Source organism: Helicobacter suis HS1 (assembly GCF_026000295.1).
GTDB classification, from domain to species: Bacteria; Campylobacterota; Campylobacteria; order Campylobacterales; family Helicobacteraceae; genus Helicobacter; species Helicobacter suis.
The window spans coordinates 162,201-187,078 of sequence record NZ_AP026769.1 but is presented as its reverse complement, the minus strand read 5'-3'; the positions used below and the strand labels follow the sequence as shown (position 1 = coordinate 187,078).

Below are 24,878 nucleotides of genomic sequence, written 5' to 3'. Positions count from 1 at the left end.
CTAGCACCAAAAATACAAGTATACAAGATCAAGCCCTTTTCTGCCCTACTTAGCCTAAAAAATTTTAATCCTTAGCAAGTTTGGAGTAGAATGGGCGCTTTTAAAGGAGAGTGATGGATAGTGCAAAAAGATTAAAAGAGGCTTTGATAGCCTTGAAAAATGGCGAATTATTGATTTTAATGGATGATGAGGATCGCGAAAACGAGGGGGATTTAGTACTAGCCGGGATTTTTAGCACCCCGGAGAAAATCAATTTTATGGCTAAATATGCGCGTGGGCTTATCTGTGTCGCACTCACCCAAAAAATCGCGCACCAATTTGATCTTAAGCCTATGGTTAGCCATAATGATTCTAAGCATGAAACCGCCTTTACAATATCCATTGATGCTAAAGCAGCCAAAACCGGCATTTCAGCCTATGAGCGATCGCTTACCATTGAATTACTTTGTAAAGAGGAAAGCAGAGCAGAGGATTTTGTGCGTCCGGGGCATATTTTTCCTTTAATTGCTAAAGAAGAGGGGGTTTTGGTGCGCACAGGCCATACAGAGGCTAGCGTGGATTTATGCAAGTTAGCCGGGCTTAAACCCATTAGTGTGATTTGTGAGATCATGAAAGAAGATGGCTCGATGGCAAGAAGGGGGGATAAATTTTTACTAGATTTTGCTAAAACACATGATCTAAAAACTTTATATGTCTCTGATATTGTAAGCCACCGCCTGCAGAGTGAAAACCTTTTGCATTTGCTTTCTGAAGAGAGCGCGCATTTTGCGGGTTTAGAGTGCAAAGAATCGATCTTTTTAGATCATCTGCAACGGAAACATTTTGTCTATTGCTTTGGTGTGCAAAACCCTACGCCTTTTGTACGATTCCACATCATTAGAGAGGATCACAAACTTTTAAGCCACCCTAAAGATTATGACTTTTTAATGCGGGTGCTTTCTAAATTGCAAGCAGAGGGCGGATTTTTAATTTGCATCGATCCACAGGCTAAAACCCATGACACCCTTAAAAATTTTGGCATCGGAGCGTTGATTTTAAAAAGCTTGGGGGTTAAAACCTTTTGCCTTTTGACCACTCAGGATAAACCCGAATACGCCGCGCTTAAGGGCTTTGATTTGCACATGATAGAGGCGATTTGTCCTTGATGTTACAAAAGAGCGGCAATTTTACTAACCTTTATTGATCTCTTTGCAGGTGTTGGGGTTTTCATTTAGCGTTTTAAAAAATAGCGCCTTGCTGTTTTGCAAGTAAAATAGATTTTCATGCCCAAGAAACTTATCGGTTCAATTTTAACAAAGCTTTGGGGTGGCTAGTGCGTGGGATTTGGTGCGCAAAGATAGAGAGCAAATAAGGGTGTATGTGTGATATAGGTCTTATAGACCGTTTTAAGAGCAATCGCATTAGAATGAGGGAGTTTTCCATTTTGCACAAGGAGGTAGATATGTTGCACATAAGATAAGCCAATGTTTTTTGGGTTACCGGTTATTGGCTATTTCCAGTAGAAATAATATAAAAGGATTTTAAAATGAAAGGATTTCAAAATGAAAAAAAGGATTTTTATCCTTGTGGACTGGGAAAATTTAAGACGCCGTCTAACGAATCTGCAAGGTGGATGTCCTATATTTGGACCTCCAAATTTTGCTTATAACAATATGGATCATCTTAAGGCCTTTTTTGAGGCTTTTTTAGAACCTGATGAAGAACTTAAGTGCATTTACTTCTATCTATCTGAGTCTTTTGTAGAAGCAGAAGCAAGAATAATCAAAAATACCCATCTTAAAGAAAAAATCGAAGAATATGAAGAAAACTACCCTGAAGAGTATGAAAAATTCAGGTCGCAGTCCAATCTCATCCAAAAGTTTAAGCATGATTTGGGGAACTATACAGGGTTTTCTAAAAAACATACAGACAGGCAAGCTTAAATTCAAGTTTGAGAAAGTACCATGTATTGCATATGCAAAAAACAAACAAGTAGTCATAGAACGCGAAAAAATGTTTATAGAACAAAAACAAGTAGATATGCTCTTAGGAATTGATTTGGTGTGCCTGCCAAATCAGGTATGCAAAAACGATGATCGGATCTTACTCTTTAGTCAGGATAGCGACTTTGCCCCCGCTCTCGAGCGTGAGGAGAGGAATGTGAGGTTGCAGAATAATGTGCAGATTTTCATAGGGCGTATGGAGGGTTTCTCACCCTTGCCTGTTGATCTTAAACGAGTGTGTGATGGCATACGGACACGCAGTGTGGAGGACATTTTAAAGATCATCCCAAAAGAAGCAGTCTTTTCAGCTAAATTAAAGAAGCGTGCAGAACCCTTTAATGAAAGTTTAAAAAACCAGTTAAAAAAGCCAAAGCGTCCTTAACATCTCACTTATCACCCCCGTTTTAAACGGGGCTAAGAGCATAGGAGACAGTGTTAAGTCTGTAGCGGTGTAAAGCTCGCCCTTAATAGAGCATTCGATCATCAATTAGGAGAGCATAGATTCCACGCTTGAGCTTTTAAAGCTACTCACCTACAAATTTTTAGTACCCGCGATAAAGGGCTTTATAACGCGATGGGCATTGCGCGTACTTCAGTGGAGATCATTAGGATTTAAATAGCGATGATGTCTGCGCGCATGCGGGTGTGTTAGAGCAGGTGGGCGTTCTTAATAGAGAGTTAGAATATTTAGAGAGAACGGCTTTTTTGAAGTGGCGGAAACTCATTGCTAAAATTATTGAGATATTCACAATGCCAACAAGAAATCCTGATAGATCCTTTTTTGCTGCTATATTCTTGAAATATAAATAGGGCGTATGGAGGGTTTCGGCTATATTTCCCCTCACTTAGGCCGTTTTTCTTAAAAATTTCATAAAGTGTCTCTCTAAAAGTAGTGGTAAAATCTTTCTTTGCAAGGCGGATATTTTGCATGGGCATAACAAAATTAAAGCGTTCACAATTTTCTAGTTTTTTGATGTCTAAGTGATCGATGGTTTGTTTATCAACGAAGATTTCTGTATAAGAACCATCTACGACAACTACGCGCTCAATATGAGAATCTAGCTGGTTGTTAACACCTATGAACAGCGCTTTAAAGAAGTGTTTAAAAAATTAGGCATTATTTCCACGCTTGAGCTTTTAAAGCTACTCACCTACAAATTTTTAGTACCCGCGATAAAGGGCTTTATAACGCGATGGGCATTGCGCGTATTTCAGTGGAGATCATTAGGATTTAAATAGCGATGATGTCTGCGCGCATGCGGGTGTGTTAGTTCTTTTAATTATATTGGCTGTTGTGGTGCTTTGGATCAATCATATAATTCTCTTTTGGGGGGTTTTAGGCGCAGTTTATATACTAGGTTTTTATGAAGCCTTGTACCTCTATCAAAAAACTTATCATCTAAAATTTGGATTTTGGTATTTTGTTGGGACTGTTTGTGTGTGGGTTTTGGGTTATTTTGCACCCATAGAAAGCGCGCTTTTCATGGGGGTTTTTGTAGCCGGATTTTTAGCCTATAGAGCTTTAGATATGCGTTTTGTTTTGCCCTTTATTTATCCTAGTTTGCCATTTTTATGTCTTTTTGCTCTTTTTAAAGATTTTGGAGCACAGGTTGTAACATGGTTAGTGGTGGTGGTGGTTTTAGCCGATGTGGGGGCGTATTTTGGAGGCCGGTGGCTTGGCCGTATTTCTCTTAGCCCAACCTCACCTAAAAAAACTTTGGAGGGGGCTTTAATTGGTTTTATGCTAGCTAGTTTAATAGGAGGACTAGTAGGCATAGCCTCTTTAGGATTTATACGAGCGCTTTTAGTTAGCATAGTTGTTGCTTTGAGCGCTATTTTAGGGGATTTATTTGAGAGTTATTTAAAAAGGGCAGCAGGTGTAAAAGATAGTGGCTTTGTTTTGCCCGGACATGGAGGCATATTAGATCGCTTAGATGCGATGCTTTTTGCGGGAGTGAGTATGTATTTTTGCTTGAATTTTAAATTAGGGCCGCTTTTATCATTTCTATGAATTCTCTCCTTCTTTTAGGTAGCACTGGATCTATTGGTAAACAAACCTTAGAGGTGGCTAAAGCTTTAAATCTGTCTATAGAGGGTTTGAGTGCGGGTAAAAATATAGAACTTCTCAATGCCCAAATTCAAGCCTACCACCCCCAAAAGGTCGCGCTTTTAGACCCACAAGATTTATCTCTTTTAAAAGTCCCTACAGGTGTAGAGGTATTTGTAGGAACTGAGGGGTTAAATGAATTAGTAGCTAGCGCTTCTAGCTCTCTTGTACTAAATGCACTAGTAGGCTTTGCCGGGCTAGAACCCAGCCTTGTAGCGCTTAAACAGGGTAAAACCCTAGCCCTAGCTAATAAAGAATCTCTGGTTGTGGCCGGGTGGCTTTTAGATACAAGCCAAATTCTACCCATTGATAGCGAACACTTTGCCCTATGGGATTTATTGCAAAATATCCCTAAAGAGCGTATAGAAAGTCTATATATCACCGCTAGCGGTGGGGCTTTGCGCGATGTGCCCATTAATCAAATTTCTAGCCAAAGTTTAGAAAAAGTCTTAAAACACCCTAATTGGCAAATGGGACCCCACATTACGATTAACTCGGCTAATATGGTTAATAAACTTTTTGAAGTGCTTGAAGCCTATTATTTATTTGGGATAGAAAAGATTGAAGCCTGTATTGAGCGTAGTTCTTGTGTGCATGCCTTGTTGCGTTTTAAAGATCAAAGCTGGCATGCCCAACTAGCTAGCCCAGATATGCAACTCTCCATTGCCCATGCTCTCTGCCCTAATTTAGCCCATGAAATCTCGCATAAACCCCTTGAAATTTTACAAACCCCTCCGCTGGTATTTGAAGAAATTGAGTTAGCTAGATACCCTCTATGGGGTTTAAAAGATATGCTACTTGAAAACCCTAAACTAGGGGCGGTACTTAATACAAGCAATGAAATCGCGCTTAAAGCTTTTATGAATAAACAAATTTGTTTTGGAAAGATAGCAACTTGGATTAATCAAAGCCTCTATCATTTTAAAGATGTTTCCTCTTATCTACACCCCTATGGGATTTATTGCAAAATATCCCTAAAGAGCGTATAGAAAGTCTATATATCACCGCTAGCGGTGGGGCTTTGCGCGATGTGCCCATTAATCAAATTTCTAGCCAAAGTTTAGAAAAAGTCTTAAAACACCCTAATTGGCAAATGGGACCCCACATTACGATTAACTCGGCTAATATGGTTAATAAACTTTTTGAAGTGCTTGAAGCCTATTATTTATTTGGGATAGAAAAGATTGAAGCCTGTATTGAGCGTAGTTCTTGTGTGCATGCCTTGTTGCGTTTTAAAGATCAAAGCTGGCATGCCCAACTAGCTAGCCCAGATATGCAACTCTCCATTGCCCATGCTCTCTGCCCTAATTTTTGTAAATAAGAAAAATTCAAAAAGGGTGATTGTGGTAAGAGAACAAGAGAACAAGAGAACAAGAGAACAAGAGAACAAGAGAACAAGAGAACAAGAGAACAAGAGAACAAGAGAACAAGAGAACAAGAGAACAAGAGAACAAGAGAACAAGTACGGCATGTTATAAAAGATATTGATGCAGAAGTCGAGCAAGTAATAGACTCGTTGATGAAATTTGATCGGTTAATGGAGCAAAAGCTAGGCAAGTCTTCTAATCTCCAATAGACAAACAACGGCACAAGCAAACCAGCTAAAAAGGGTTTGCGCTTTAGTAAGCTAAATCAAGTTAAAAAATTCCAAAAAAGGGTGATTGTGGCAAGAGAACAAGAAAATAGCGGGCATGTTATAAAAGATATTGATGCAGAACTCGGGCAAATGATAAACTTGTTGGTAGAATTTGATTGGTAAAATTTGATCGACTAATGAGACAGGTATCTTCTAAACAGACAAACACACAACACCCACGGGCAAGCTAAAAAGGATTTTGGGGTAGGGGGGTTAAGGGTTAAGAACGCAAAATAATCTAAATCCCTGCTTTAAGGCTTCTATCTTTTTGACCCAAAATGGGTCTAATTTTGTACAAAACTTTCTTTGCCGGCAAAGTGGATTAAATTTTTTAGAGCAAAGGGTAGCTGGAGAGGTGGTTTTTATTTTAAGCCAAACAAATTGTATGCCTTGATCATTTTATTGCTTCACACCCGTCTACATCTCCTAGATCACAGGCTTTTTCAAAATACTTTATGGCTTTGTCGGTATCTTGTGCTACACCCTCCCCATTCCCATACATAATCCCCAAGTTAAAATAAGCCCTTACATTTCCCATGCTTGCTGCTTTTTTGTAATATTCTAGGGCTTTCTGGTAATCTTTATTCTGATAGGCTTTTTGAGCCATTGAATAATACACACCGCCCTTTCCCTTAGCCTGACCTAAACAAAGAACACCCACCAACACCACACACCAAATATTTTTTAGCATTTTTTCCCTTGTAGAATTTGCAGAAATTAAGCCCTTCATTCTACTATCATTTTTAAATTTATCTTAATCTATAAATCACCACAAAACTGGGGTAATCTGCTCTCCGGAATAAGTTTTGCTTAGATAGAGTAATTCACTTAAAGGATCACTATGCTCCGCTCTTTATGGTCTGGTGTTAACGGAATGCAGGCGCACCAAATCGCCTTAGATATTGAAAGCAACAATATCGCCAATGTCAACACCACCGGCTTTAAATACTCCAGAGCCTCTTTTGTGGACATGTTATCTCAAGTTAAACTCATCGCCACCGCCCCCTATAAAAACGGCTTAGCTGGGCAAAATGACTTTTCTGTGGGTTTGGGTGTGGGCGTAGATGCCACCACTAAAATCTTTTCTCAGGGGAATTTGCAAAATACCGATGTCAAAACAGATTTAGCCATTGAAGGCGATGGTTTTTTTGTCATCAGCCCCGATCGAGGCGTAACACGCAATTTTACCCGTAGCGGGGAATTTCTCTTTGATGCAAATGGAAGCTTAGTAACTACAGGGGGGTATGTGGTGCAAGGCTGGGTGCGCGATCCTAAGGATATGGGTTCTAAGGATAGCGAAACCGATATGCTTAAAATTGATAACACAAAACCCTTACAAAATATCCGCATTGATCCGGGTATGGTGATGCCAGCCCGATCAAGCAGTAAAATTACGATGCGTGCTAATTTAAATGCAGGACGCCATGCCGATCAAGTAGGCAATGTTTTTATGCTTGATTCTTCAACTAAAACCCCTGCAGATGGAATCAAACCCCAATATGATTCAGCCACCAATCTTACCCAAATGGCAGAGGATATGGGGTCATTATTTAATGAGGATGGTGATGCGTTTTTACTCAATGAAGATCAAGGGATTTGGGTGAGTTATAAAAATGCGAGTATGAAAAAAGCCATTTTATCCTCTAAAGATAGCAATACCCTAGAACTCAATGGAACGAAAATTTCCTTTAGCAACGACTCAGCCACAACCCATATCACTTCTTTAGCCGCCGCTAAAAATGCGATTAATGCTGTGAAAAATAAAACCGGAGTTGAGGCCTATATTGATGATGGCCAGTTGCGCTTAGAAAATAAGAACAGTTTAGAGGGCGATGAGCATGTTAAAAACATCGTAGTAACCCATGCAGGTACGGGGGCTTTTGCTAATTTTGCTAAGGGTGATCAAAGTATCACCGCCTTTAGATACCGCTACACAAAAGGCATTGATGCAGACTCTACTACCGGACAATTTAAAACGACAGAGGATTTACGCGCGCTCATGCAACATGATGCCAATATCGTAAAAAACCCTAGTTTAGCTAAGAGTTATAAAGACTCAGCTGCCTCTGTATCGGTAAAAATCAATAACCATGGCATGTTTGAAATTGCCAATAAAGACGATGGAAATCCCACTAAAGATAATTTGAATATCTTTGTAACCAACTACGCCTCTGATAAAGTAACTAAAAATGTACTCTTTGGTAAAACTATGGGCGCGCTTAATACGGCTGCCTTAATTGAAGGGGGGGTTTCTACCTCCACCTCCAGATTAACCCATGCCACTCATGCTAGTAGCGTTGATTTGGTAGATAGTTTAGGCACTAAACATAGCATGCGCTTAGAATTTTATAAAACAGGGGGAGCAGAGTGGCGTTTTAGAGCTATTGTACCTGAGCCCGGGGAAATTGTGGGTAGTTCTCCTGATCGCCCTAATGTATTTGAAGAGGGGATTTTACATTTTAATAAAGACGGGAGTTTAGCCGGCATGAATCCTCCCGTATTACAATTTGCGCCCCATAATGGCTCAGATTCGCCCCAGCGCATCACGCTAAGTTTTGGTACGGCCGGAGGCTTTGATGGAATCACTAGCGTGGATAAAATCTCTGAGACTTATGCCATTGAACAAAATGGCTACCAAGCGGGGGATTTAATGGATGTGCGTTTTGATAATGACGGGGTGTTACTTGGCTCTTTTAGCAATGGTAAAACTCTCTCTTTAGCGCAAGTGGCTTTGGCTAATTTTGCCAACGATGCGGGTTTACAAGCTGACGGGGGGAGTGTGTTTTCTGAGACGAGTAACTCAGGTAAAGCTCTCATTGGGGCGGCTAATACGGGGCGTAGAGGCGGGGTTTCTGGTTCTAAGCTAGAGTCTTCTAATGTAGATTTAAGCCGTAGTTTGACAAATTTAATTGTGGTACAAAGAGGTTTTCAGGCTAACTCTAAGGCAGTTACCACCTCCGATCAGATTTTAAATACTTTGCTTAATCTCAAACAATAGAGGATTTTTAAGTGCATGAATATTCCGTCGTTTCCTCTCTAATGGATTTGTGCGAAGCGCATGCGCGCAAACATAACGCCACTAAAATAGAAAGGGTGGTGGTAAGCATTGGGGAACGCAGCGCAATGGATAAACAGCTTTTCATGAGCGCCTTTGAGACTTTTAAAGAAGAATTAGATATTTGTAAAGACGCAGTTTTAGACATTGTGGAGGAAAAGGCAGAATTAACTTGTTTAAATTGTTCTTTTGTGTTTATCCCGGCTACTTTAGAATATGGGCAATGTATCCGTTGTGGCTCGCAAAATGTGCGGATCAGTAAGGGCACAGAAATGCAACTTTTGTCTTTGGAGATGGTGTGATCGATGCGATTTTTCAGGAATTTATCAAAAAAGCACCTAAAATGAAGGAGCACTGGGAGGTGGTGCAACTCTTTGAGGAGGAACGGCAAAAATTCCAAGAAGAATTACAGGCTTATGAAGATGAGATCAAACAACTGGTTCTAAGCTAGAGTCTTCTAATGTAGATTTAAGCCGTAGTTTGACAAATTTAATTGTGGTACAAAGAGGTTTTCAGGCTAACTCTAAGGCGATTAAGCAAATCAAACAAGAATTGCTCTCTCATCAAATCCAACGCGATCTCTTGCATCTGCAAAAAGACAAGCCAGAAATTCCAGACTCAGAGCAAGAACCTTTACCCCAGCCGGTAGAATTTGTAGAGATCTATTTAAAAGATCACTCCATAGCCAAAGCGCGCCCGGCTAAGCGCTTTTTTAGCGATCAACTCTACCGCCAATACCGCGTACTCTTACGGGAAAACCGCATGCTTAAAGATCGAGTCTTTGGATTAGACTTAGAAAATAGTACCCTTAAAATTGAACTTAGAGACTTAAAAACCCAAAATCTTTTACAATCTAAGGATCAAGAAAAACCGGATACAAAGGAGGATGAAGAGTCTAAATGAAGGTTTTAGTCAGTGCTTTAGAGGTGAGCGCTAATGTCCATTTAAAAGTTTTAAGAGAACATCTTTTGGGGGTGGAGTGGCTAGGGATTTATGACGCTCTTTTAGCTAAAGATACCCCGCTTTTTTCCCCTAAAGAGTTTTCTATTATGGGCTTTAAAGAAGTCTTTAACCGGCTTTTATTCTTTTATAAAGCCCTGCAAGCTATGGCAAAACTTGCCAAAGAAGCCGATCTGATTTTGCTTATGGATTCCTCCTCTTTTAATATCCCTCTGGCTAAACGCATTAAAAAACAATATCCAAATAAGCCAATCTTTTACTATATTTTGCCACAGGTGTGGGCGTGGAAGGCCTACCGCGCGCCTATTATTGAAAAAAATTGCGATCACCTCGCGGCCATTTTGCCCTTTGAAACTTCTTATTACAAAGAAAAGGCAAAGTTTGTCGGACACCCTCTTTTAGATGAGATCACACAGGTTAAAACTTCTTTAGAGGGTGAGGGGGTGGTTTTTATGCCCGGAAGCCGCAAACAAGAAATTACGCGCCTCTTCCCTGTTTTTGTGCAAGTAGCCAAGCAACTTGATCAAAAGCGTATCCTCATCGTGCCCTCTAGTTTAAAAGATCAAAATTTAGAGGCTCTTTATGGCCATGATCTTAAGCTCTTTGAAATTTCTTATAACGCGCACCAAAGCCTCTATGAAGCCTCTTTTGCCTTTATTTGTAGCGGTACAGCCACTTTAGAGGCCGCTCTTATTGGTACGCCTTTTGTGCTAGGTTATAAAGCTAGACCCTTTGATTTTTTCATCGCTAAGAGTTTAGTTAAACTCACCTGCATCGGGCTTGCTAATATTTTTTATAATGCGATTTGTAATGAAAGCCCGGGGCGTGGAAAAACCATGTTACATGCCGAATTTGTACAAGAGGATGTAAATCCGGAAAATTTGCTAAGAATTTATTACAATATGGATAGAAATCGCTTTTTTAAAGAGTCACAAAAGATCCGCGCCTATTTACAGCACGGGAGTGCACAAAGGGTGGCAACTTGGATCAAGCAGGCTTTATAAAAATTTAGCATTAGGAGTGATGCATGGCTATTTCGCCTACAAAAAAGAACGAGTCAGCTCCCGTTAAAATGCGCCGTGTTGGGCTGTTTGAAATCTCTGAAAATACCCAGATTGTGCCGGCTAGAGGGCTTTTAGCAGGGGTTAATGACATCGGGCAATTTATTGTAAACATGAAAAAGAATGTCCAGTTAGGCGAAAAACCTGAAGTAGAGTGGATCATTGATCAAATCTGTAACCACTGCGGGGGCAAGCTCCAGCACAAACAAGGTTTATCCACCTGCCCTTATTGTAACTGGGCTTTACACATTGAAAGTCTTACCTATTTAAATGGCGTAGCTAAAAAACCTTTGCGCTACCAAATAGAAGGGCGGGCTTTGCGCGTACAAACCTCTATTGATATGAGAAACCCTTACCAATCTAGCTTTAAGGGTGATTTTAAAATCCGCTATTTTAACCATGCCTGCCTTTTAATAGAAGCAGGAGGCGCTAAACTTATCACCGATCCATGGCTAGTAGGGCCTAGCTTTTTGGGGAGTGGTTATTTAGAAAAACCTAGCTGTAGGGAGGCTGTGCGGGCTTTAATGGAGGCAGATTTTATTTTTATCTCCTCTAATCGCTCTAGTTGCCTGCACCCTCAAACCCTTTCTCTACTTCCTAAAGACAAACCCTTTATTGTGGGTAATTTTGCCTCTAAAAGTGTAGAGAAATCTCTAAGAAGTTTAGGTTTTATCAATATCTATCCTCTGGAATTCCAAGAAATTTATGAATTCAGTGCTTTTTTCCAATTTAGCGTATTTGCTGCCGGCGATGGATTGGAGGATAGCGGGCTGTATGTGTGCTTATCTGGGCATGATGTGATCATCAATGCCTATGGAAACTACCTTAATACCTTTAATTTGCCAAGCGATCTCACCCTGCTTTGTCTGCCCTTTAGCGGGGGGACTTCAGGTTTTCCTTTTTGCATGCAAACTGAGAAGGCCACCCAAACAACCCTGCATAACCAGCGCCTAGAGGGCTTTAAATACCAGCTAGAAACCTTGTTAACTTTAAGTAAACCCGCCTATGTCATGCCCATAGCCACGCCTTATTTTCAAGATAGCCCACGCGATAGCGCAATTAAGGAGCTAAACACAAAAAACCCCTTTAAAGAGGGCAAGCAGATCTGTGATATTTACAGCCGTAGCCACAGCGAACAGGCTGTTAAATGGCTTAATCCTGATGAAACCCTTACCCTAGAATTTAAAACCGCTGATTTAGTCCAATGGCGCGAGGATATTCATCTTTTAAGAAAAGAAAAACCACAAGAATTTGTAGATTTTTATACCCGCCAGTTTAACTACGATCCTAAACAACTCATCACACACTTACAGGGAGCTAAATACAAGGCTAAGGAGATTGTAACCTTTGTACCTACTAGCGAGGATTTTGAGCGGGTGGTTGCGCCCATTGTGCAGGCTAATTTTGAAACACAAGAGTTTAAAATTATCCCTGTACGGCTTATTATTAAAGAATTAAAGGGGCATAGAGTACTTATTCTGCGGGTACGGCGCGAGATTTTAGCCTGTGTTGTGGCTAATCATTTGCCTTTTGAGGAAATGGTGCGCGGGTTTCATTGCCGTATAGAGCGTAGCCCTGATGCTTACGAGGCTAATTTTTGGCATCACTTTAGCCATGTCTATATCGCCCCCAAACCCTATAGTATTTCACTTAAAGCTAAATGATGCAACTACATGATACAAGAAGCCAAGCTAGCCTTTCTTTAGAAGAGGCTTTAATGCGTCCTAGTAGCCCCTCTAAAGGTCTTTATACTCTTAAAGAGTGGCCTAAGCTAGATTTTTCACAATTTTTATCCTTAGACTATAAAGGCCTTGCCAAAGCGCTTTGTATGCATTTGGGGGTTGAGATCAATGGTTTAGAAAAAGCTTTGAATCGTTGTTCTATTCAAGCCCCCTTAAAACAACTCAAAGGCTTTTCTTTTCCCCTCTTTGTTCAAGAACTTTATCATGGCCCTACTCTAGCCTTTAAAGACATGGCCTTACAACCCCTAGGGGTTTTACTCTCAGAGGGGGCTAAAAAAGCCCAACAAAAATTAGTGGTTTTAGTAGCCACCAGTGGGGATACGGGTCCGGCTACTTTAGAAAGTTTAGCCCAGCTTGAAAATGTCTTTGTGGTTTGTTTGTATCCTTCTAAGGGTACAAGTTTAATTCAAGCCCTGCAAATGCAAACCGCACAAGCGCCTAATCTTAAGGTTTATGGAATAGAGGGGGATTTTGATAAGGCACAAAGTCTACTTAAAAACCTTCTAAATAGCCCAGATTTTAAACATTGTTTAGAAAAGCTAGGTTTTAGTGTGGGGGTGGCTAATTCTATTAATTTTGGGCGGGTGCTTTTTCAGATTGTCTACCATGTGTGGGGGTATTTAGAGCTCGTGCGTTTAGGTACAATAAATTATGCAGAGCCTATTAAAATTGTTGTACCTAGCGGGAATTTTGGCAACGCCCTAGGGGCCTTTTATGCTAAAGAAATGGATTTACCTGTCTCTAAAATTGCTGTGGTATCCAATGCTAATAATATTTTAGAGGACTTTATTAAAACCGGAGTTTATGATATTCGCCAAAGAAGTCTACAAAAAACTTATGCCCCAGCGATGGATATTTTAAAAAGCTCAAATGTTGAACGCCTGCTTTATTATCTCTTTGGTTTTAAGCGTACACAAGAGTGCATGCAAGCACTTGATACACACCAATTTTATAGCCTCACTGCGCATGAACTTAGCCTTCTACAAAAACATTTTGAAAGTTATAGCTGCACAGATGAAACTTGTTTAGAAAATATTACAAACATTTATAAAAGCCATGGCTATCTTATCGATCCACACACAGCCACCGCCTTTAATGCGCTTAAAGAAAACACCCCACATATTCTAGTCTCTACCGCTTCTTGGAGTAAATTTCCAAGCACGATTTATTTAGCTTTAGAGGGTAAAAATTGTTCTGATCAAAAAGCTTTACAACTCTTAGAGCAAAAAGGGATCAAACCCCCCGTCTCTGTGCAGACACTTTTAAAGAAACCTCCCCGCCATTTAGAAGTGTTACAAATCCCTGAAATTGCCAGCCACATAGAGGCGTGGCTTAAAAGTCTTTAGTGCACCTCGCTCCACACTTTTTGTTTCCACAAGAAAGAAATAAAGGCCATCGCGGCAAAGAAGATCATAATCTTGATCCCCAAAGTGTTTCTTTGGTGTTTTTTGCTATCCCCTGTTCTTTCTAAATAGTGAATCACCTGTTTTTGGGCATCTTTACTTAAACCCACTCGTGGCATGGCTGTACCGGGCAAGAGTTTTTGTGGATCGTTGATAAACACCTCTAATTTTTCGCGCCCAAGACTTCTAATCATCATAGAAAGATCGGGTACGGCCGCTCCTAAATAGCGGTGCAAATCAGCAGGATCAGTGGTGGCTTTTAATTTGGCATATTTCATGCTATGACAACGCATACAAGCCTGTTCAAAAACAGCCTTTTCTCCTAATTTTTTAGGCGCGATAGATTTTAAATAAGCCACAATATCGGCTAAATCTTGATCGCTAAACTGGGCAAAGGCAGGCATAGGATAGGGGTGGTTGTCTTTGTATTTATGGGTGAGTTTGGTTGCCTTAGTGGGGTCTTTGATAAAGTGGGCTAAAAACTGGGGGTTAAGCACGCTAGCAACGCCGGAAAGATCAGGAGGGACCACCCCAAAGCTTGAGCCGGCACTCTTTGCATCCATAGGCGCTTTGATTTTTTGGCTAGAAATGCCATGGCAGGCGGTGCAGTTTTGCGCTACTAAATTTTTGCCCTTACTCGCATCGCCCTTGCTTAAATCAATCGGTTTTAAATCCTTAAAGGCAAAATCTGCGGGGGCTGTCTTTGGTTCCATCACCGAGTGGGCATAAGGTTCTACCCCATAGTAAAGCGCGCCTATGACAATAATTAAGAGTGCTAAAATCTTAAGTTCTTTCATAACCTACTCTCCTTTCTTCTCAGCCCGGCTAATCAAAGGCAGAACAATAAAGAGAAGCGCAAGGAAAGTTAAAGAGGCCACTAACCCGACATATTTATTATTGCCCACAGGCGGGAGTTTGCCAAAGATCGTTAAGACAATCATATCTATTACAAGCAACCAAAACCACACCTGAAAAGCTTTGCGTTTGTGAGCGGGTCTAACCACAGGGCTATTATCTAAAAAGGGCAAAAGGAAAAAGATAATCTGGGCTATTCCAAAAGCCACCAAACCTAAGTTTCCATTAAAGAAGAAACCACGCAACACCTCATAACTCCAGAGGAAATACCATTCGGGGTAAATGTGGTGCGGGGTTTTAAGGCTATTAGCGCGCTCAAAGTTAATAGGGTCCATGGCAAACTCGTAGTGGTAGCACACCAAATAAAAGAAAAAGACCATGAAGGCACAGATTACAAAAATATCTTTGGATAAAAATACAGGCCAAAAAGGGATCACTTTAGATTCTTTTTTATGCCCCTCTTTATATTTTTTCTCCTCCTCTTCAAAATCTAGTACATCGCCCTCTTGGTTGTTGACATGCGGGATACGCAAAGAATAAAAATGCATGCAAATAATCATAATAATGACTACAGGCAATAAGAAAACATGCAACATAAAAAAGCGAGTAAGAGTTGCATCGGCTACTACATAATTCCCTCTAATCCACACTAAAAGATCAGGGCCTATAACTGGGATTTTGCCAAAAAGCTCGGTGATCACAGAGGCAGCCCAGTAACTCATCTGTCCCCAGGGCAACATGTAGCCACTAAAGGCCTCTGCGCTAAAGACTACAAATAAGAGCATGCCTGAAATCCAGATCATCTCCCGTCCCTTTTTATACGAGCCATAATAGATACCCACAAACATATGGATATAGATAATCACAAAGATCATACTAGCAGCTGTGGCATGGATATGCCTCCACAGCCAACCAAAGGCCACTTCTTGCATGATCGTAAAATTTACGCTGTCATAGGCTAATTTGGCATCCGGCTTGTAATACATCAACAAAAAGATGCCTGAGATCACCAAAGTCGTAAAAAGGACAAGTAAAATCACCCCCATAGCCCATAAGAAGTTAATGTTTTTGGGTATCCAGTATTCTGTCATCAAGACTTTGGTGAGTTTTTTAATCCCAAGTCTTTGATCGAGCCAGTCTCCTATGCCTTCTGCTTTTTTAAACTCTGCCATAACCTCTCCTTATGCGTGTGCAACCATAGTTTGATACTCCTGCCCCACTTCCCCAAAGGTGATCTTGCTGCCCTCTAATTTAAAGGGGGGGATTTCAAAAGGTTTAGGCGGAGGTGTACCGGCGATATTGACTCCATCGCTGGTAAATCTTCCCCCATGGCAAGGACATAAAAAGCCTTTTTCAATGGATTCAAAATTAGGGATACAACCCAAATGCGTACAGATTTGTACGCCCACTGTAAAAACCCCCCCACTGATTTTAAAATCCCGTTTGGCATCAAAATTCATTCCCGCTTTTTTCTTGATAATATAAACCGGTTTGCCCCGCCACTCCACAGCAGAAAAGCTCCCCTCTTGCATTCCAGAAACATCTACGGTTGTAAAGCCTGCAGACACCACGCTAGGCAAAGGGTCCCAAGTTTTTTTCATCGCCACTAATCCGGCAAGTGCTCCCACGCCGGCAACTCCTGAAAGCGCCATGCCTAAAAAATCTCTCCGACTGATCTCTGCCATTATCGCTCCTACTTTGTTTTTGCAAACTGCCATTTTACATTAAAAAACCTAATATTGATCGCTACGGGTTTTTTAAAGTGCCAAACGCCCGTATTGCCCTCCAAAAACTAACCTTTATTTGTTTGAGTAGGTAATATAACTAGCCGTACTTAAATCTTAGAATTTCCCCCTCCAAAGGGTGTTAAGATGTTTTCATGAAGTCTAAAGTATCCTTATTAAAACTAGGCGTATTAAGAGTGGGGGTTTTTCTAAAGACTTGTTTAGAGCTAACACTCTCTTGGATTTGTAACAACGCCTTTTTAATTTCTCTTAGCTTTTCTTGTAGATAAACCTCTACATTTGTAGCCCTCTTTAGAGGATTATTAACCTCTATACTTAGATTTGTCTGCTCTAGCGTAACTATTAGGGGTGTATCAAAAAGTACATGGCCTAAAAACTGCGCCTTATCTATAACTCCTTGCATCTGCATACGCCCTTCTTGCGTATCTGATAAGGGAACTAATTTAAGAAGTTTATTACAAGCAATCTGTAAGACTTGTAAAGCCCCTATGCTTTCATTAAGACTTTTAATTTCATGGCTAAATTTTTCAATTCTGCTAGATTTTTGCCGGGTATCTAACATTTCTAGTTCTTGCGTATCCACCGCGCCTAAGTGTTTCTCAAAAGCCTGCAACATGTCTTGTTTTAACATTTTTATCCTTTGCTACAAGATAGGTTAAACAAGCATTTTTTATTCCTTTTAAATACAACGCGATTAGTTGAGTTTTAGGTATAATGGCGGCTTATTTTGATGTAGAAGAAGGCCCATGAAAGTTATTTTCTCTTTATTGCTTATCTGTGTCGCTTCTTTAAAGGCTGCTAGTATCCATGTATTTAAAAAACAGGGGGACAACTCAGCCCCTACCTTGCTCTTAATGGGTGGGATTCAAGGTGATGAGCCGGGTGGGTTTAACACCACTAATATCTTTTTAATGCACTATAAAATCTTATCGGGTAATGTGTGGGTGGTGCCTGTGCTTAACCGGTATTCTATGCTACGCAACCACCGCGGTGTTTATGGGGATTTAAACCGCAAGTTTGCCTATATCAGCCGCCATGATCCAGAGTATGCTTTAATCCAATCTATTAAAGCAGCGATTATGAATTCTGAGGTTAATGTGATCTTACACCTCCATGATGGCAGTGGGTTTTATCGCCCCTCCTATCAAAGTCTCTTGCTTAACCCTAAGCGTTGGGGTAATTCTTTCATTATTGATCAAGAAGAACTCCCCCATGTAAAATTCGGGCATTTAGGCCGTATATCGCGTAACACCACACACCACATCAACCAATTTCTACTCAAATCCCTCCACCGGCATTATATTCGCAATACCCACACCGCTAGGGGGGATAAAGAGATGGAAAAAGCGCTAACCTATTTTGCTATCCGGCATAAAAAACCCGCCTTTGCCCATGAAGCTAGTAAAGAATTACCTCTTAATGAACGGGTTTATTACCACCTTTTAGCAATTGAGGGTTTGATGCAACAATTAGGAATTACCTATACCAAAGATTTTACCCTCAAACCTGCTGATTTATACCGCCTTATCAATGATAAAACCCTCACCCTTACTCTTAATCAAAATATTTTATTACCCCTCTATGGTTTGCGCCCCCGACTTAAATTTTTTCCCTTCCCTAAGCATGTTGCCATAGATAAAAATAGCTTAGATTCTCAAAGTTACATTTTAGGTCTCTTGCCCCACAAAAACAAAATTTGGCTCAAATATGGTAATAAACTCATGACTCGCCTAACCCCCCTATATTTAAATTTTGATCACAGCCTCAGAAATATCCAAATAGAAGTAGATGGGCAAATCAAAACAGCTACACCGGCTAGCATTTTAGAGGTTAAAGAAGCCTTTAAGGTTTTGCCTAAGGAGGGTTACCGGGTAAATGTCATTGGTTTTTCGCTTAATGATGGCAAAAAATTACCTAATGAAGTGGGGGTGAGTATTGCCTATAAGGATTTGGAGAAGAAATTTTCCATTGATAGGCAGGGCAAGATTTATCGCATTGAAATTTATAAAAATAATGCCTTTAGCGGCATGGTTTTGGTGCGTTTCATCTAATGCTCTCTAGTTTAGAAATTCTACGCGCGCTTAAAAACTTAGATTTACTCAAAAATGCGCCTGCTTTGTGGTGGCCCTCTGCTGGTGAGTTTGAAGTGATCTTAGGGGCTATCTTAACCCAGAATACGCGTTTTAAACAGGTGCTTAAATCTTTAGAAAATCTTAAGTTAGCCGGGATTTTAAGCGCTGATTCTAACGCTTCGCTACACGATCTAGCCACAATCTCCATAGAAAAACTAATCCCCCATATTGTCCCTAGCGGGTTTTATCGCCAAAAGGCGCGCTATGTGTGTTTGCTTAGCCAAAATATTTTAAGAGATTTTCAGGATTTTAAAACCTTTCAAAAACAAGTTAACCGTGAGTGGCTTTTAAAACAGTTAGGAATTGGTCCAGAAAGTGCAGATGCAATTTTAAATTATGCTTGTTTACGGCCGGTTATGGTGGTGGATCGCTACACTTACCAGTTTTTATTATCACTAGGGTTAGACATTAAAGACTATGGCATGTTACAAAAGTTTTTTATGCAAGGCATTACTAATAATTTAGATAAAGTCCTCGCCCTTTATGAATACAAACTAGATCTAGCCGCTATTTATGCGCGCTTCCATGGGAAAATTGTAGAGTATATGCGCGCTAGTGCTAAACCTCAATTAAAGGAATTGAATGGTTTTTATTGATGCCTGTTTAGGTAAACAAACCCCCTATACCCCTATTTGGATGATGCGCCAAGCCGGTCGTTATTTAAGTGAATACCAAGAGATTAGAAAACAGGCTAAGAACTTTTTAGATTTATGTGCTAATGTTGATCTAGCAAGTACTATTACTCTTCAACCGGTAGAAATCTTAGATGTAGATGCGGCCATTCTTTTTAGCGATATTCTGATATTGCCCCATACTATGGGTTTGCCTTTAGAATTTGTCCCCGGTTTTGGACCTAAATTTTTACGAGGTATAGAAAGTTTAGAAGACATTCAAGTTTTACACACCGCCTATCAAAAATTAGAATTTGTCTATGATACTTTATCTAGTGTACGCGCTAAGCTAGAGCCTAGCAAAGCCCTCATTGGTTTTAGTGGCGCGCCTTGGACTTTGGCAACTTACATGATTGAATCTCAAGGGAGTAAGACTTATCATAAAAGTAAAAAACTCCTCTATACAGACCCTAAACTTTTGCATACTCTATTAGACATGCTAAGTACAGAGATCATAGGCTATCTTTCCATGCAAATTAAGGCTGGAGCCGATGCGATCATGCTCTTTGATTCGTGGGCAAATGCTTTAGAATGCAAAGCCTATTTAGAATTTGGTTGGTCTTATATCCAAAAAATCACCCACACCCTTAAAACCATGCACAAAACTATCCCCATTATTGTATTCCCTAAGGGTATTTCTGGTTACTTAGAGCATTTAAATGGCGATTTTGATGTCTTTGGGTGTGATTGGAGTACCCCCTTAGAATTAGCTAAAAGAATTTTAGGGCACCGTTATGTTTTGCAAGGAAACTTAGAACCTGCACGACTTTATAATCAAGAGGCGATGTTAGAGGGTGTTATGCACATTTTAGAAGTGATGGGCAAAAATCCGGGCTTTATTTTTAATTTAGGGCATGGCATGTTGGCTGATTTGCCCCGCACAATAGCTATAGAACTTGTACGCTTAGTGCATGAAAAAACCAAGCGGTAAACTATAAGATGACTGTTCCTTTGCACTGCAAAAGCCCTCATTGGTTTTAGTGGCGCGCCTTGGACTTTGGCAACTTACATGATTTTCTAAAATTAGCAATGCGTGACCATAAGGCAACCTTGCAACTTCTTACTAGTCCTTTCAGCTTTTTTTGGAGCGCACATATAGTTGCAACATTTTCTGGAGTAACGATTGAGGAGTCTAAGTGATTGGAATGCCAACTAACACTCATGGGGACATAGGTAAAACAAGGGATTTTGTGCTTATGAGATTCTAGTAAAAACATATCTACAGGTTCTGTAAATAATTGGCTTGCACTTATAAAAGCTTGAGCAGCTTTTGGAGTGATATAGTAGGCAAGTGTTGTTCTGGTTACTTAGAGCATTTAAATGGCGATTTTGATGTCTTTGGGTGTGATTGGAGTATACCCCCTTAGAATTAGCTAAAAGAATTTTAGTATTGCAGAATTCTCAGGTTTTTCAAGCCTCGTAACTAGGCGTACAAAATCAAATGGGTTGTTAAGACAATCTATTAAACTCTGATAAAAATTGGGTAACAATTCTGCGTCACTTTCTAATACCACTATAGGCTTATTAAGTGTAATACACTTTAGCCACAAAAAATAATGGCTAGCATAACAGCCCAGTTCTTCAGGCAATATTTCTCTACCCTCTCCACTTAAAAACCAACTGCTGTACTTTAACTTTTGAGCTGAGTAAGAATTTTCAATAAATCCTGTATAACCTAAATCTTTTGAGAAGTAATGGCTGTGTTTGTCAATGGCATCAAAGATATGGAAACGAAAGTCCAAAGAATAGTAATTCTGTGGAGGGTTTTCTACCATAGCTTGGCAGTAAGCACGCCGAGAGCCATTTTTTAAGCCAACTAACACTCATGGGGACATAGGTAAAACAAGGGATTTTGTGCTTATGAGATTCTAGTAAAAACATATCTACAGGTTCTGTAAATAATTGGCTTGCACTTATAAAAGCTTGAGCAGCTTTTGGAGTGATATAGTAGGCAAGTGTTGTTCTGATTTATTGTAGAATGGCCGTTTTTAAAGGAACACAATGATCATTCTTTTTTGTGCGGAGCAATTCTACCCTCTCTCTACTGAAACAGCCATGCTAGATTATGGTTTAACATCTGTGCTTGCCAGGCAGGGACATCAAGTTTATGTGATCACTTCTAGCCACTCTGCAGATGGTCTTAAAATAAAGAGAGAAGGGGTAGTCCATTATATCAACGATAAAGAGGCCACAGAAATAGAAACTAACCTGTTTGTGTTAGAATTTGACATTGCCTTAAAATCTTCTTGTGGGGGTTATGTGGGTGAGTGTGAAGCCTACCAAAATTTTGTAAATTCTTTTACATGCGATCTATTAGTGATTTCTGGACTTTGCTCATGGAGTTTTTTATTAATTTTAGACTCTCTTCCTACTCTCAAAGCTAAAAGGAAAGTTGTGAGAGTCCATGAGGAATGGATTTTAGTTAACATTCAGAGTAGAGGGCGCAAGGCTTATATCAAAAAAATTATTTTCAACTCCATTACAAAAGGTTTGAAGTATTTCTTTTACAAGCCTGATATTTATGACAAAATTTTCACTCTTCCCACACTCAGGCACAAAATTAAAATATCCTTGAAGTATTTTGATAAGGTCTTTTTCTTGCCACACCCACAAAGCCACATTGATACCTATCTTACCCCCTATTGCTCCAATATAGGTGTTTTGCCAAATGGTATTTTTGAAAAAGATATCCATCCTGCTAAGATTTTAAAAAGTACTACCCCTAACCAAGATTGGAAAAAGTGCCCCTATCTTTTAGCTTTGGCACACTTTCTAAGTGAACAGCACACTTTACTTTTAGATGCCTTCTATGCTAGCAGTACAAAACTCCCGTTTATATTAGCTGGTGGCCAGGTTTCAGGTTATAACCTACAATCTGTACAAGCTTATAAATCTAAACTAGATGCACAACATGGTTATAAAGAAGTTTATTTTCTTCATGTAGGAGAGGAGCGCGCTTTAGAGTTGCTCCAAGGTGCTACCCTATTTTTACACGCTGCTTCTTTGTATTCTTATAAAAGTCTCTCTTTTATGGTTTTAAAGAGTCTTTCTTTTGGAGTGCCAACTATCTGTATAGGGGAGGGTGTTGACTCAGATTTAGTGGTTAAAAATTCTTTAGGAATGGCTCACATGATCGACCATCTATTAAATAACCCCGATTATTACAACAGCATGGCCGAAAACCTACACACTAGAGTCAAAAACTACACTTACGAAAAAATTTCTCAAGAATTGATTGTCTAATCTGTTAAGGACGCGTATTTTCTCACAAAATAGTGGTAATAGTATATTCTGCGTATTTTTTCAAATAAAATTCTCCAGTAGCTTACTTTTGTTTTTTTCTTATAGATGGGATCGTTTTTGAGTAAAGTAGCATTTTCTTGGGAGTAGATTGTAGATTGTGTGTTATGGGTATCAGGAAGCACGCTAAAAGGGATATAAAGCATGCAAGGGAGTTTGTGGGCATGCACTTTATTAAAGAACTGATCGACTGGTTCGTACCAGTGAAGACTAAGACTCACCAGGATTTTTGCCGCTTTAGGGGTGATGTAGTAAGCCATGTTGCCATAAGTGTCTAGCACAGAAAAGTAGAAATGTTTTAAGAAAATAATTTCTTTTTCCGGATCTGTTAAGCACACTTGCTCCCCATGTTGGGTACTAATGATGGAGGTAAAGCCATCTACTCCATAGCTAAACCCCGCCCAAAGCCGTACTAAATCAAACGGACTTGAGAGGCAGTCTATCAAACTTTCATAAAAATTATGTTGCAATCCAAAGTCATCTTCTAAAATACAGATAGGTTTATTAGACTCTATACATTTGATCCAAAGCATATATTGGCTGGCATAACAACCTAGCTCCTCAGGTAGCATCTCTCTACCATCATAGCTTTCAAACCATGCATTTCCCTTCAGCCACTTGGGATTATAAACATTTTCAATAAGCCCGGTATAACCCAAATCTTTTTTAAAATAGTGGCTGTGTTTGTCAATGGCATCAAACATATGGAAAGTGAACTTAATAGGGTGGTTGTTTAGCGGTGGATTGTCTACAACAGCTTGGCAAGTGGCGTACCTTTTGCTATTTTTTAGAGAGATAACGTAAATATCTAGGGAATCTAGCACGGGTATCCTTTCAGATCGTAGTGGCTATAATCGTCTAAAAACAAGGAATTTTTATGACCATTCTTTTTACAACCGAACAATACCACCCTCTACAAACTGGATTAGCTAGCGCAGATTATGGGTTGACTTTGGCGCTTGCTAAGGCAGGGCATTTAGTATATGTGATCACAACAGGCATGTATGGGGAGACAAAAATTACTAGAGAAGGAAAGTTAAGTTCTATCTCTAGTGGGAATTTATCTAAAGAGACCCAAAGCCGTACTAAATCAAACGGACTTGAGAGGCAGTCTATCAAACTTTCATAAAAATTATGTTGCAATCCAAAGTCATCTTCTAAAATACAGATAGGTTTATTAGACTCTATACATTTGATCCAAAGCATATATTGGCTGGCATAACAACCTAGCTCCTCAGGTAGCATCTCTCTACCATCATAGCTTTCAAACCATGCATTTCCCTTCAGCCACTTGTATAGTCTTATGCATGAATGGGCATTAGGGTATAAAGAGAGGATTAAAGATATTATTAGGCGTTTTTATTTTAACTCTAAGCGCTACAAGCAAAAGTACTACATTGCTTGGCTACGGCACAAATTAAAGAAAACTCTTAAATATTACGATTGTGTTTATTTTCTGCACAAAAATAGCCATGCCTACACTTATCTTAAACCTTATTGTTCTGTAGATATTCTGCCAAATGGTGTATTTGAAAAAGACATTTGCCCACCTAAAACCATTACAAGCGCCTTAACAGAACAACAGAACAACAGAACAACAGAACAACAGAACAACAGAACAACAGAACAACAGAACAACAGAACAACAGAACAACAGAACAACAGAACAACAGAACAACAGAACAACTAGCAGACCTTCTTTTAAAACCCTATGTGCTTAATGTCTCTAACTATTACAAAGAGAAGGGACAAGATTTTGTGCTTAGAGCTTACTATTTAAGTCAAGTCAGTATCCCCCTCATTTTTTGTGGAAACCTAGATACAGGTAATACTTTAGAAAGTCTTAAGAATCTCAAAGAGCAATTAGATTGCCAACATGGGTTTAAACAAGTGTATTTTTTTTATGGAATTGATGACTACCTTCCTAAGTGCCATGCTAAAAAGAAAATATTGTTTTTACATGGAAGCCATGCAGAGGTTTTTCCTATGGTGATTTTAGAAAGCATGCAATTTGGTATCCCCTTTATCTGTACCGATGTGGGTAATGTTAAAGAATTGTGTGCAGAGCTTGTTGTAACACTTCCAGAACAAATGGCAGATAAGATAAATGCACTTTTAGGTGATCCAGACTATTATTACAAGATAACACAAGAATTACACGGCACAATCCAAGAATATAGCTATGAGAAAATTATTAAGAAGTTGGAAAGAATAGGGGAATAACCCCTC

The 24,878-nt window shown here is 39.7% G+C and carries 27 protein-coding genes and 2 pseudogenes; 21 read left to right on the top strand and 8 right to left on the bottom strand.

What is annotated here, in order from left to right:
• Positions 1–113: 113 nt before the first annotated feature.
• The 7 genes from OO773_RS01125 to OO773_RS01095 all read left to right on the top strand — a co-directional run bounded on the left by OO773_RS01125 (position 114) and on the right by OO773_RS01095 (position 5,567).
• Positions 114–1,145: a bifunctional 3,4-dihydroxy-2-butanone 4-phosphate synthase/GTP cyclohydrolase II gene (locus tag OO773_RS01125; protein ID WP_034376807.1), complete on the top strand. Its 1,032-nt coding sequence runs from the start codon at positions 114–116 to the stop codon at positions 1,143–1,145.
• Between the two features lie 396 nt (positions 1,146–1,541).
• Positions 1,542–1,922 carry a hypothetical protein gene (locus OO773_RS01120; protein ID WP_006564913.1) on the top strand — a complete coding sequence of 127 codons (381 nt, stop codon included), beginning with the start codon at positions 1,542–1,544 and terminating at the stop codon, positions 1,920–1,922.
• Complete coding sequence (locus OO773_RS01115) at positions 1,867–2,364, top strand: PIN domain-containing protein (RefSeq protein ID WP_050780242.1); 498 nt, start codon at positions 1,867–1,869, stop codon at positions 2,362–2,364. Before OO773_RS01120 ends, OO773_RS01115 begins: the two co-directional genes overlap by 56 nt.
• An 882-nt stretch (positions 2,365–3,246) precedes the next feature.
• On the top strand, positions 3,247–3,993 hold the full coding sequence (locus OO773_RS01110) for a phosphatidate cytidylyltransferase (protein ID WP_264828614.1): 747 nt from the start codon (positions 3,247–3,249) through the stop codon (positions 3,991–3,993).
• The gene (gene dxr / locus OO773_RS01105; RefSeq protein WP_264828613.1) at positions 3,990–5,078 is read left to right on the top strand and encodes a 1-deoxy-D-xylulose-5-phosphate reductoisomerase; all 1,089 of its coding nucleotides are present in this window, start codon (positions 3,990–3,992) and stop codon (positions 5,076–5,078) included. The genes OO773_RS01110 and dxr overlap by 4 nt, the downstream gene beginning before the upstream one ends.
• Positions 5,051–5,410 (top strand): hypothetical protein, encoded by a 360-nt coding sequence (locus OO773_RS01100; protein WP_406600083.1) that lies wholly within the window; start codon positions 5,051–5,053, stop codon positions 5,408–5,410. The genes dxr and OO773_RS01100 overlap by 28 nt, the downstream gene beginning before the upstream one ends.
• A 22-nt stretch (positions 5,411–5,432) precedes the next feature.
• The gene (locus tag OO773_RS01095) at positions 5,433–5,567 is read left to right on the top strand and encodes a hypothetical protein (RefSeq protein WP_264828612.1); all 135 of its coding nucleotides are present in this window, start codon (positions 5,433–5,435) and stop codon (positions 5,565–5,567) included.
• 552 nt (positions 5,568–6,119) lie between these two features.
• Here the strand turns inward: OO773_RS01095 and OO773_RS01090 are convergent.
• Positions 6,120–6,416 carry a tetratricopeptide repeat protein gene (locus OO773_RS01090; protein ID WP_040499064.1) on the bottom strand — a complete coding sequence of 99 codons (297 nt, stop codon included), beginning with the start codon at positions 6,414–6,416 and terminating at the stop codon, positions 6,120–6,122.
• Between the two features lie 150 nt (positions 6,417–6,566).
• Between OO773_RS01090 and flgE the strand changes: the two genes are divergently transcribed.
• From flgE to thrC, 6 genes and pseudogenes are all read left to right on the top strand, one after another.
• Positions 6,567–8,723, top strand: coding sequence for a flagellar hook protein FlgE (gene flgE / locus OO773_RS01085; RefSeq protein ID WP_006563930.1), 2,157 nt, complete (start codon positions 6,567–6,569; stop codon positions 8,721–8,723).
• Positions 8,724–8,734: 11 nt separating this feature from the next.
• Positions 8,735–9,082, top strand: a complete 348-nt coding sequence (gene hypA, locus OO773_RS01080) for a hydrogenase/urease nickel incorporation protein HypA (protein ID WP_006563929.1) — start codon at positions 8,735–8,737, stop codon at positions 9,080–9,082.
• A 41-nt stretch (positions 9,083–9,123) separates the two neighbouring features.
• A pseudogene (gene mua / locus OO773_RS01070) lies at positions 9,124–9,683 on the top strand (nickel-binding protein Mua).
• Positions 9,680–10,744, top strand: a complete 1,065-nt coding sequence (gene lpxB / locus OO773_RS01065) for a lipid-A-disaccharide synthase (RefSeq protein WP_006563927.1) — start codon at positions 9,680–9,682, stop codon at positions 10,742–10,744. The pseudogene mua and the gene lpxB overlap by 4 nt, the downstream one beginning before the upstream one ends.
• A 23-nt stretch (positions 10,745–10,767) precedes the next feature.
• A complete protein-coding gene (locus tag OO773_RS01060; RefSeq protein ID WP_006563926.1) occupies positions 10,768–12,465 on the top strand; it encodes an MBL fold metallo-hydrolase in 1,698 nt (565 codons plus the stop codon).
• Positions 12,465–13,889 carry a threonine synthase gene (gene thrC / locus OO773_RS01055; protein WP_006563925.1) on the top strand — a complete coding sequence of 475 codons (1,425 nt, stop codon included), beginning with the start codon at positions 12,465–12,467 and terminating at the stop codon, positions 13,887–13,889. The genes OO773_RS01060 and thrC overlap by 1 nt, the downstream gene beginning before the upstream one ends.
• Here the strand turns inward: thrC and OO773_RS01050 are convergent.
• From OO773_RS01050 to OO773_RS01035, 4 genes are all read right to left on the bottom strand, one after another.
• Entirely contained in the window at positions 13,886–14,743 is an 858-nt protein-coding gene (locus OO773_RS01050) for a c-type cytochrome (RefSeq protein WP_006563924.1), read from the bottom strand. The two genes, thrC and OO773_RS01050, sit on opposite strands and share 4 nt — an antisense overlap.
• 3 nt (positions 14,744–14,746) lie before the next feature.
• A complete protein-coding gene (locus OO773_RS01045; RefSeq protein ID WP_034377177.1) occupies positions 14,747–15,973 on the bottom strand; it encodes a cytochrome b in 1,227 nt (408 codons plus the stop codon).
• Between the two features lie 9 nt (positions 15,974–15,982).
• Positions 15,983–16,486 (bottom strand): Rieske 2Fe-2S domain-containing protein, encoded by a 504-nt coding sequence (locus tag OO773_RS01040; protein WP_006563922.1) that lies wholly within the window; start codon positions 16,484–16,486, stop codon positions 15,983–15,985.
• Positions 16,487–16,667: 181 nt separating this feature from the next.
• Positions 16,668–17,177 carry a flagellar FLiS export co-chaperone gene (locus OO773_RS01035; RefSeq protein WP_231102886.1) on the bottom strand — a complete coding sequence of 170 codons (510 nt, stop codon included), beginning with the start codon at positions 17,175–17,177 and terminating at the stop codon, positions 16,668–16,670.
• Between the two features lie 115 nt (positions 17,178–17,292).
• Here OO773_RS01035 and OO773_RS01030 point away from each other — a divergent pair, with 115 nt between their 5' ends.
• From OO773_RS01030 to OO773_RS09920, 4 genes are read left to right on the top strand one after another with little or no spacing between them, the layout of a single operon-like run.
• On the top strand, positions 17,293–18,597 hold the full coding sequence (locus OO773_RS01030; protein WP_006563920.1) for a M99 family carboxypeptidase catalytic domain-containing protein: 1,305 nt from the start codon (positions 17,293–17,295) through the stop codon (positions 18,595–18,597).
• Positions 18,597–19,274 (top strand): 3-methyladenine DNA glycosylase, encoded by a 678-nt coding sequence (locus tag OO773_RS01025; protein WP_006563919.1) that lies wholly within the window; start codon positions 18,597–18,599, stop codon positions 19,272–19,274. Before OO773_RS01030 ends, OO773_RS01025 begins: the two co-directional genes overlap by 1 nt.
• A complete protein-coding gene (hemE, locus tag OO773_RS01020) occupies positions 19,261–20,280 on the top strand; it encodes a uroporphyrinogen decarboxylase (protein ID WP_006563918.1) in 1,020 nt (339 codons plus the stop codon). Before OO773_RS01025 ends, hemE begins: the two co-directional genes overlap by 14 nt.
• A gap of 12 nt (positions 20,281–20,292) precedes the next feature.
• On the top strand, positions 20,293–20,370 hold the full coding sequence (locus tag OO773_RS09920; protein WP_406600091.1) for a uroporphyrinogen decarboxylase family protein: 78 nt from the start codon (positions 20,293–20,295) through the stop codon (positions 20,368–20,370).
• Between the two features lie 352 nt (positions 20,371–20,722).
• On the opposite strand, the gene OO773_RS01015 is transcribed toward OO773_RS09920, so the two are convergent.
• A complete protein-coding gene (locus OO773_RS01015; RefSeq protein ID WP_264828609.1) occupies positions 20,723–21,172 on the bottom strand; it encodes a glycosyltransferase family 25 protein in 450 nt (149 codons plus the stop codon).
• Positions 21,173–21,350: 178 nt separating this feature from the next.
• Between OO773_RS01015 and OO773_RS01010 the strand changes: the two genes are divergently transcribed.
• Positions 21,351–22,592: a glycosyltransferase family protein gene (locus OO773_RS01010; RefSeq protein WP_040499062.1), complete on the top strand. Its 1,242-nt coding sequence runs from the start codon at positions 21,351–21,353 to the stop codon at positions 22,590–22,592.
• On the opposite strand, the gene OO773_RS01005 is transcribed toward OO773_RS01010, so the two are convergent.
• Positions 22,589–23,473 (bottom strand): glycosyltransferase family 25 protein, encoded by an 885-nt coding sequence (locus OO773_RS01005; RefSeq protein ID WP_233709637.1) that lies wholly within the window; start codon positions 23,471–23,473, stop codon positions 22,589–22,591. The genes OO773_RS01010 and OO773_RS01005 overlap by 4 nt on opposite strands.
• 53 nt (positions 23,474–23,526) lie before the next feature.
• Between OO773_RS01005 and OO773_RS01000 the strand changes: the two genes are divergently transcribed.
• Positions 23,527–23,778: a hypothetical protein gene (locus tag OO773_RS01000; protein ID WP_264828752.1), complete on the top strand. Its 252-nt coding sequence runs from the start codon at positions 23,527–23,529 to the stop codon at positions 23,776–23,778.
• Between the two features lie 26 nt (positions 23,779–23,804).
• On the opposite strand, the pseudogene OO773_RS00995 reads toward OO773_RS01000, so the two are convergent.
• Positions 23,805–23,894: pseudogene (locus OO773_RS00995) on the bottom strand (glycosyltransferase family 25 protein); the annotation flags it as partial.
• Positions 23,895–23,952: 58 nt separating this feature from the next.
• Here OO773_RS00995 and OO773_RS00990 point away from each other — a divergent pair.
• Positions 23,953–24,339 (top strand): hypothetical protein, encoded by a 387-nt coding sequence (locus OO773_RS00990; protein WP_264828608.1) that lies wholly within the window; start codon positions 23,953–23,955, stop codon positions 24,337–24,339.
• Positions 24,340–24,407: 68 nt separating this feature from the next.
• Positions 24,408–24,872 carry a glycosyltransferase gene (locus tag OO773_RS00985; RefSeq protein ID WP_264828607.1) on the top strand — a complete coding sequence of 155 codons (465 nt, stop codon included), beginning with the start codon at positions 24,408–24,410 and terminating at the stop codon, positions 24,870–24,872.
• The last annotated feature ends 6 nt before the right edge of the window (positions 24,873–24,878 follow it).

Bases quoted from the DNA above. Each gene is read 5' to 3' on its own strand.
- flgE (WP_006563930.1), top strand. From the start codon at position 6,567: ATGCTCCGCTCTTTATGGTCTGGTGTTAACGGAATGCAGGCGCACCAA.
- thrC (WP_006563925.1), top strand. From the start codon at position 12,465: ATGCAACTACATGATACAAGAAGCCAAGCTAGCCTTTCTTTAGAAGAG.
- OO773_RS01120 (WP_006564913.1), top strand. From the start codon at position 1,542: ATGAAAAAAAGGATTTTTATCCTTGTGGACTGGGAAAATTTAAGACGC.
- hemE (WP_006563918.1), top strand. From the start codon at position 19,261: ATGGTTTTTATTGATGCCTGTTTAGGTAAACAAACCCCCTATACCCCT.
- OO773_RS01010 (WP_040499062.1), top strand. From the start codon at position 21,351: ATGATCATTCTTTTTTGTGCGGAGCAATTCTACCCTCTCTCTACTGAA.
- OO773_RS01045 (WP_034377177.1), bottom strand. From the start codon at position 15,973: ATGGCAGAGTTTAAAAAAGCAGAAGGCATAGGAGACTGGCTCGATCAA.
- OO773_RS00990 (WP_264828608.1), top strand. From the start codon at position 23,953: ATGCATGAATGGGCATTAGGGTATAAAGAGAGGATTAAAGATATTATT.
- OO773_RS01125 (WP_034376807.1), top strand. From the start codon at position 114: ATGGATAGTGCAAAAAGATTAAAAGAGGCTTTGATAGCCTTGAAAAAT.
- OO773_RS01050 (WP_006563924.1), bottom strand. From the start codon at position 14,743: ATGAAAGAACTTAAGATTTTAGCACTCTTAATTATTGTCATAGGCGCG.
- OO773_RS01115 (WP_050780242.1), top strand. From the start codon at position 1,867: ATGATTTGGGGAACTATACAGGGTTTTCTAAAAAACATACAGACAGGC.
- dxr (WP_264828613.1), top strand. From the start codon at position 3,990: ATGAATTCTCTCCTTCTTTTAGGTAGCACTGGATCTATTGGTAAACAA.
- OO773_RS01000 (WP_264828752.1), top strand. From the start codon at position 23,527: ATGACCATTCTTTTTACAACCGAACAATACCACCCTCTACAAACTGGA.
- OO773_RS01040 (WP_006563922.1), bottom strand. From the start codon at position 16,486: ATGGCAGAGATCAGTCGGAGAGATTTTTTAGGCATGGCGCTTTCAGGA.
- OO773_RS01060 (WP_006563926.1), top strand. From the start codon at position 10,768: ATGGCTATTTCGCCTACAAAAAAGAACGAGTCAGCTCCCGTTAAAATG.
- OO773_RS01035 (WP_231102886.1), bottom strand. From the start codon at position 17,177: ATGTTAAAACAAGACATGTTGCAGGCTTTTGAGAAACACTTAGGCGCG.
- OO773_RS01030 (WP_006563920.1), top strand. From the start codon at position 17,293: ATGAAAGTTATTTTCTCTTTATTGCTTATCTGTGTCGCTTCTTTAAAG.
- OO773_RS01025 (WP_006563919.1), top strand. From the start codon at position 18,597: ATGCTCTCTAGTTTAGAAATTCTACGCGCGCTTAAAAACTTAGATTTA.
- OO773_RS01090 (WP_040499064.1), bottom strand. From the start codon at position 6,416: ATGCTAAAAAATATTTGGTGTGTGGTGTTGGTGGGTGTTCTTTGTTTA.
- lpxB (WP_006563927.1), top strand. From the start codon at position 9,680: ATGAAGGTTTTAGTCAGTGCTTTAGAGGTGAGCGCTAATGTCCATTTA.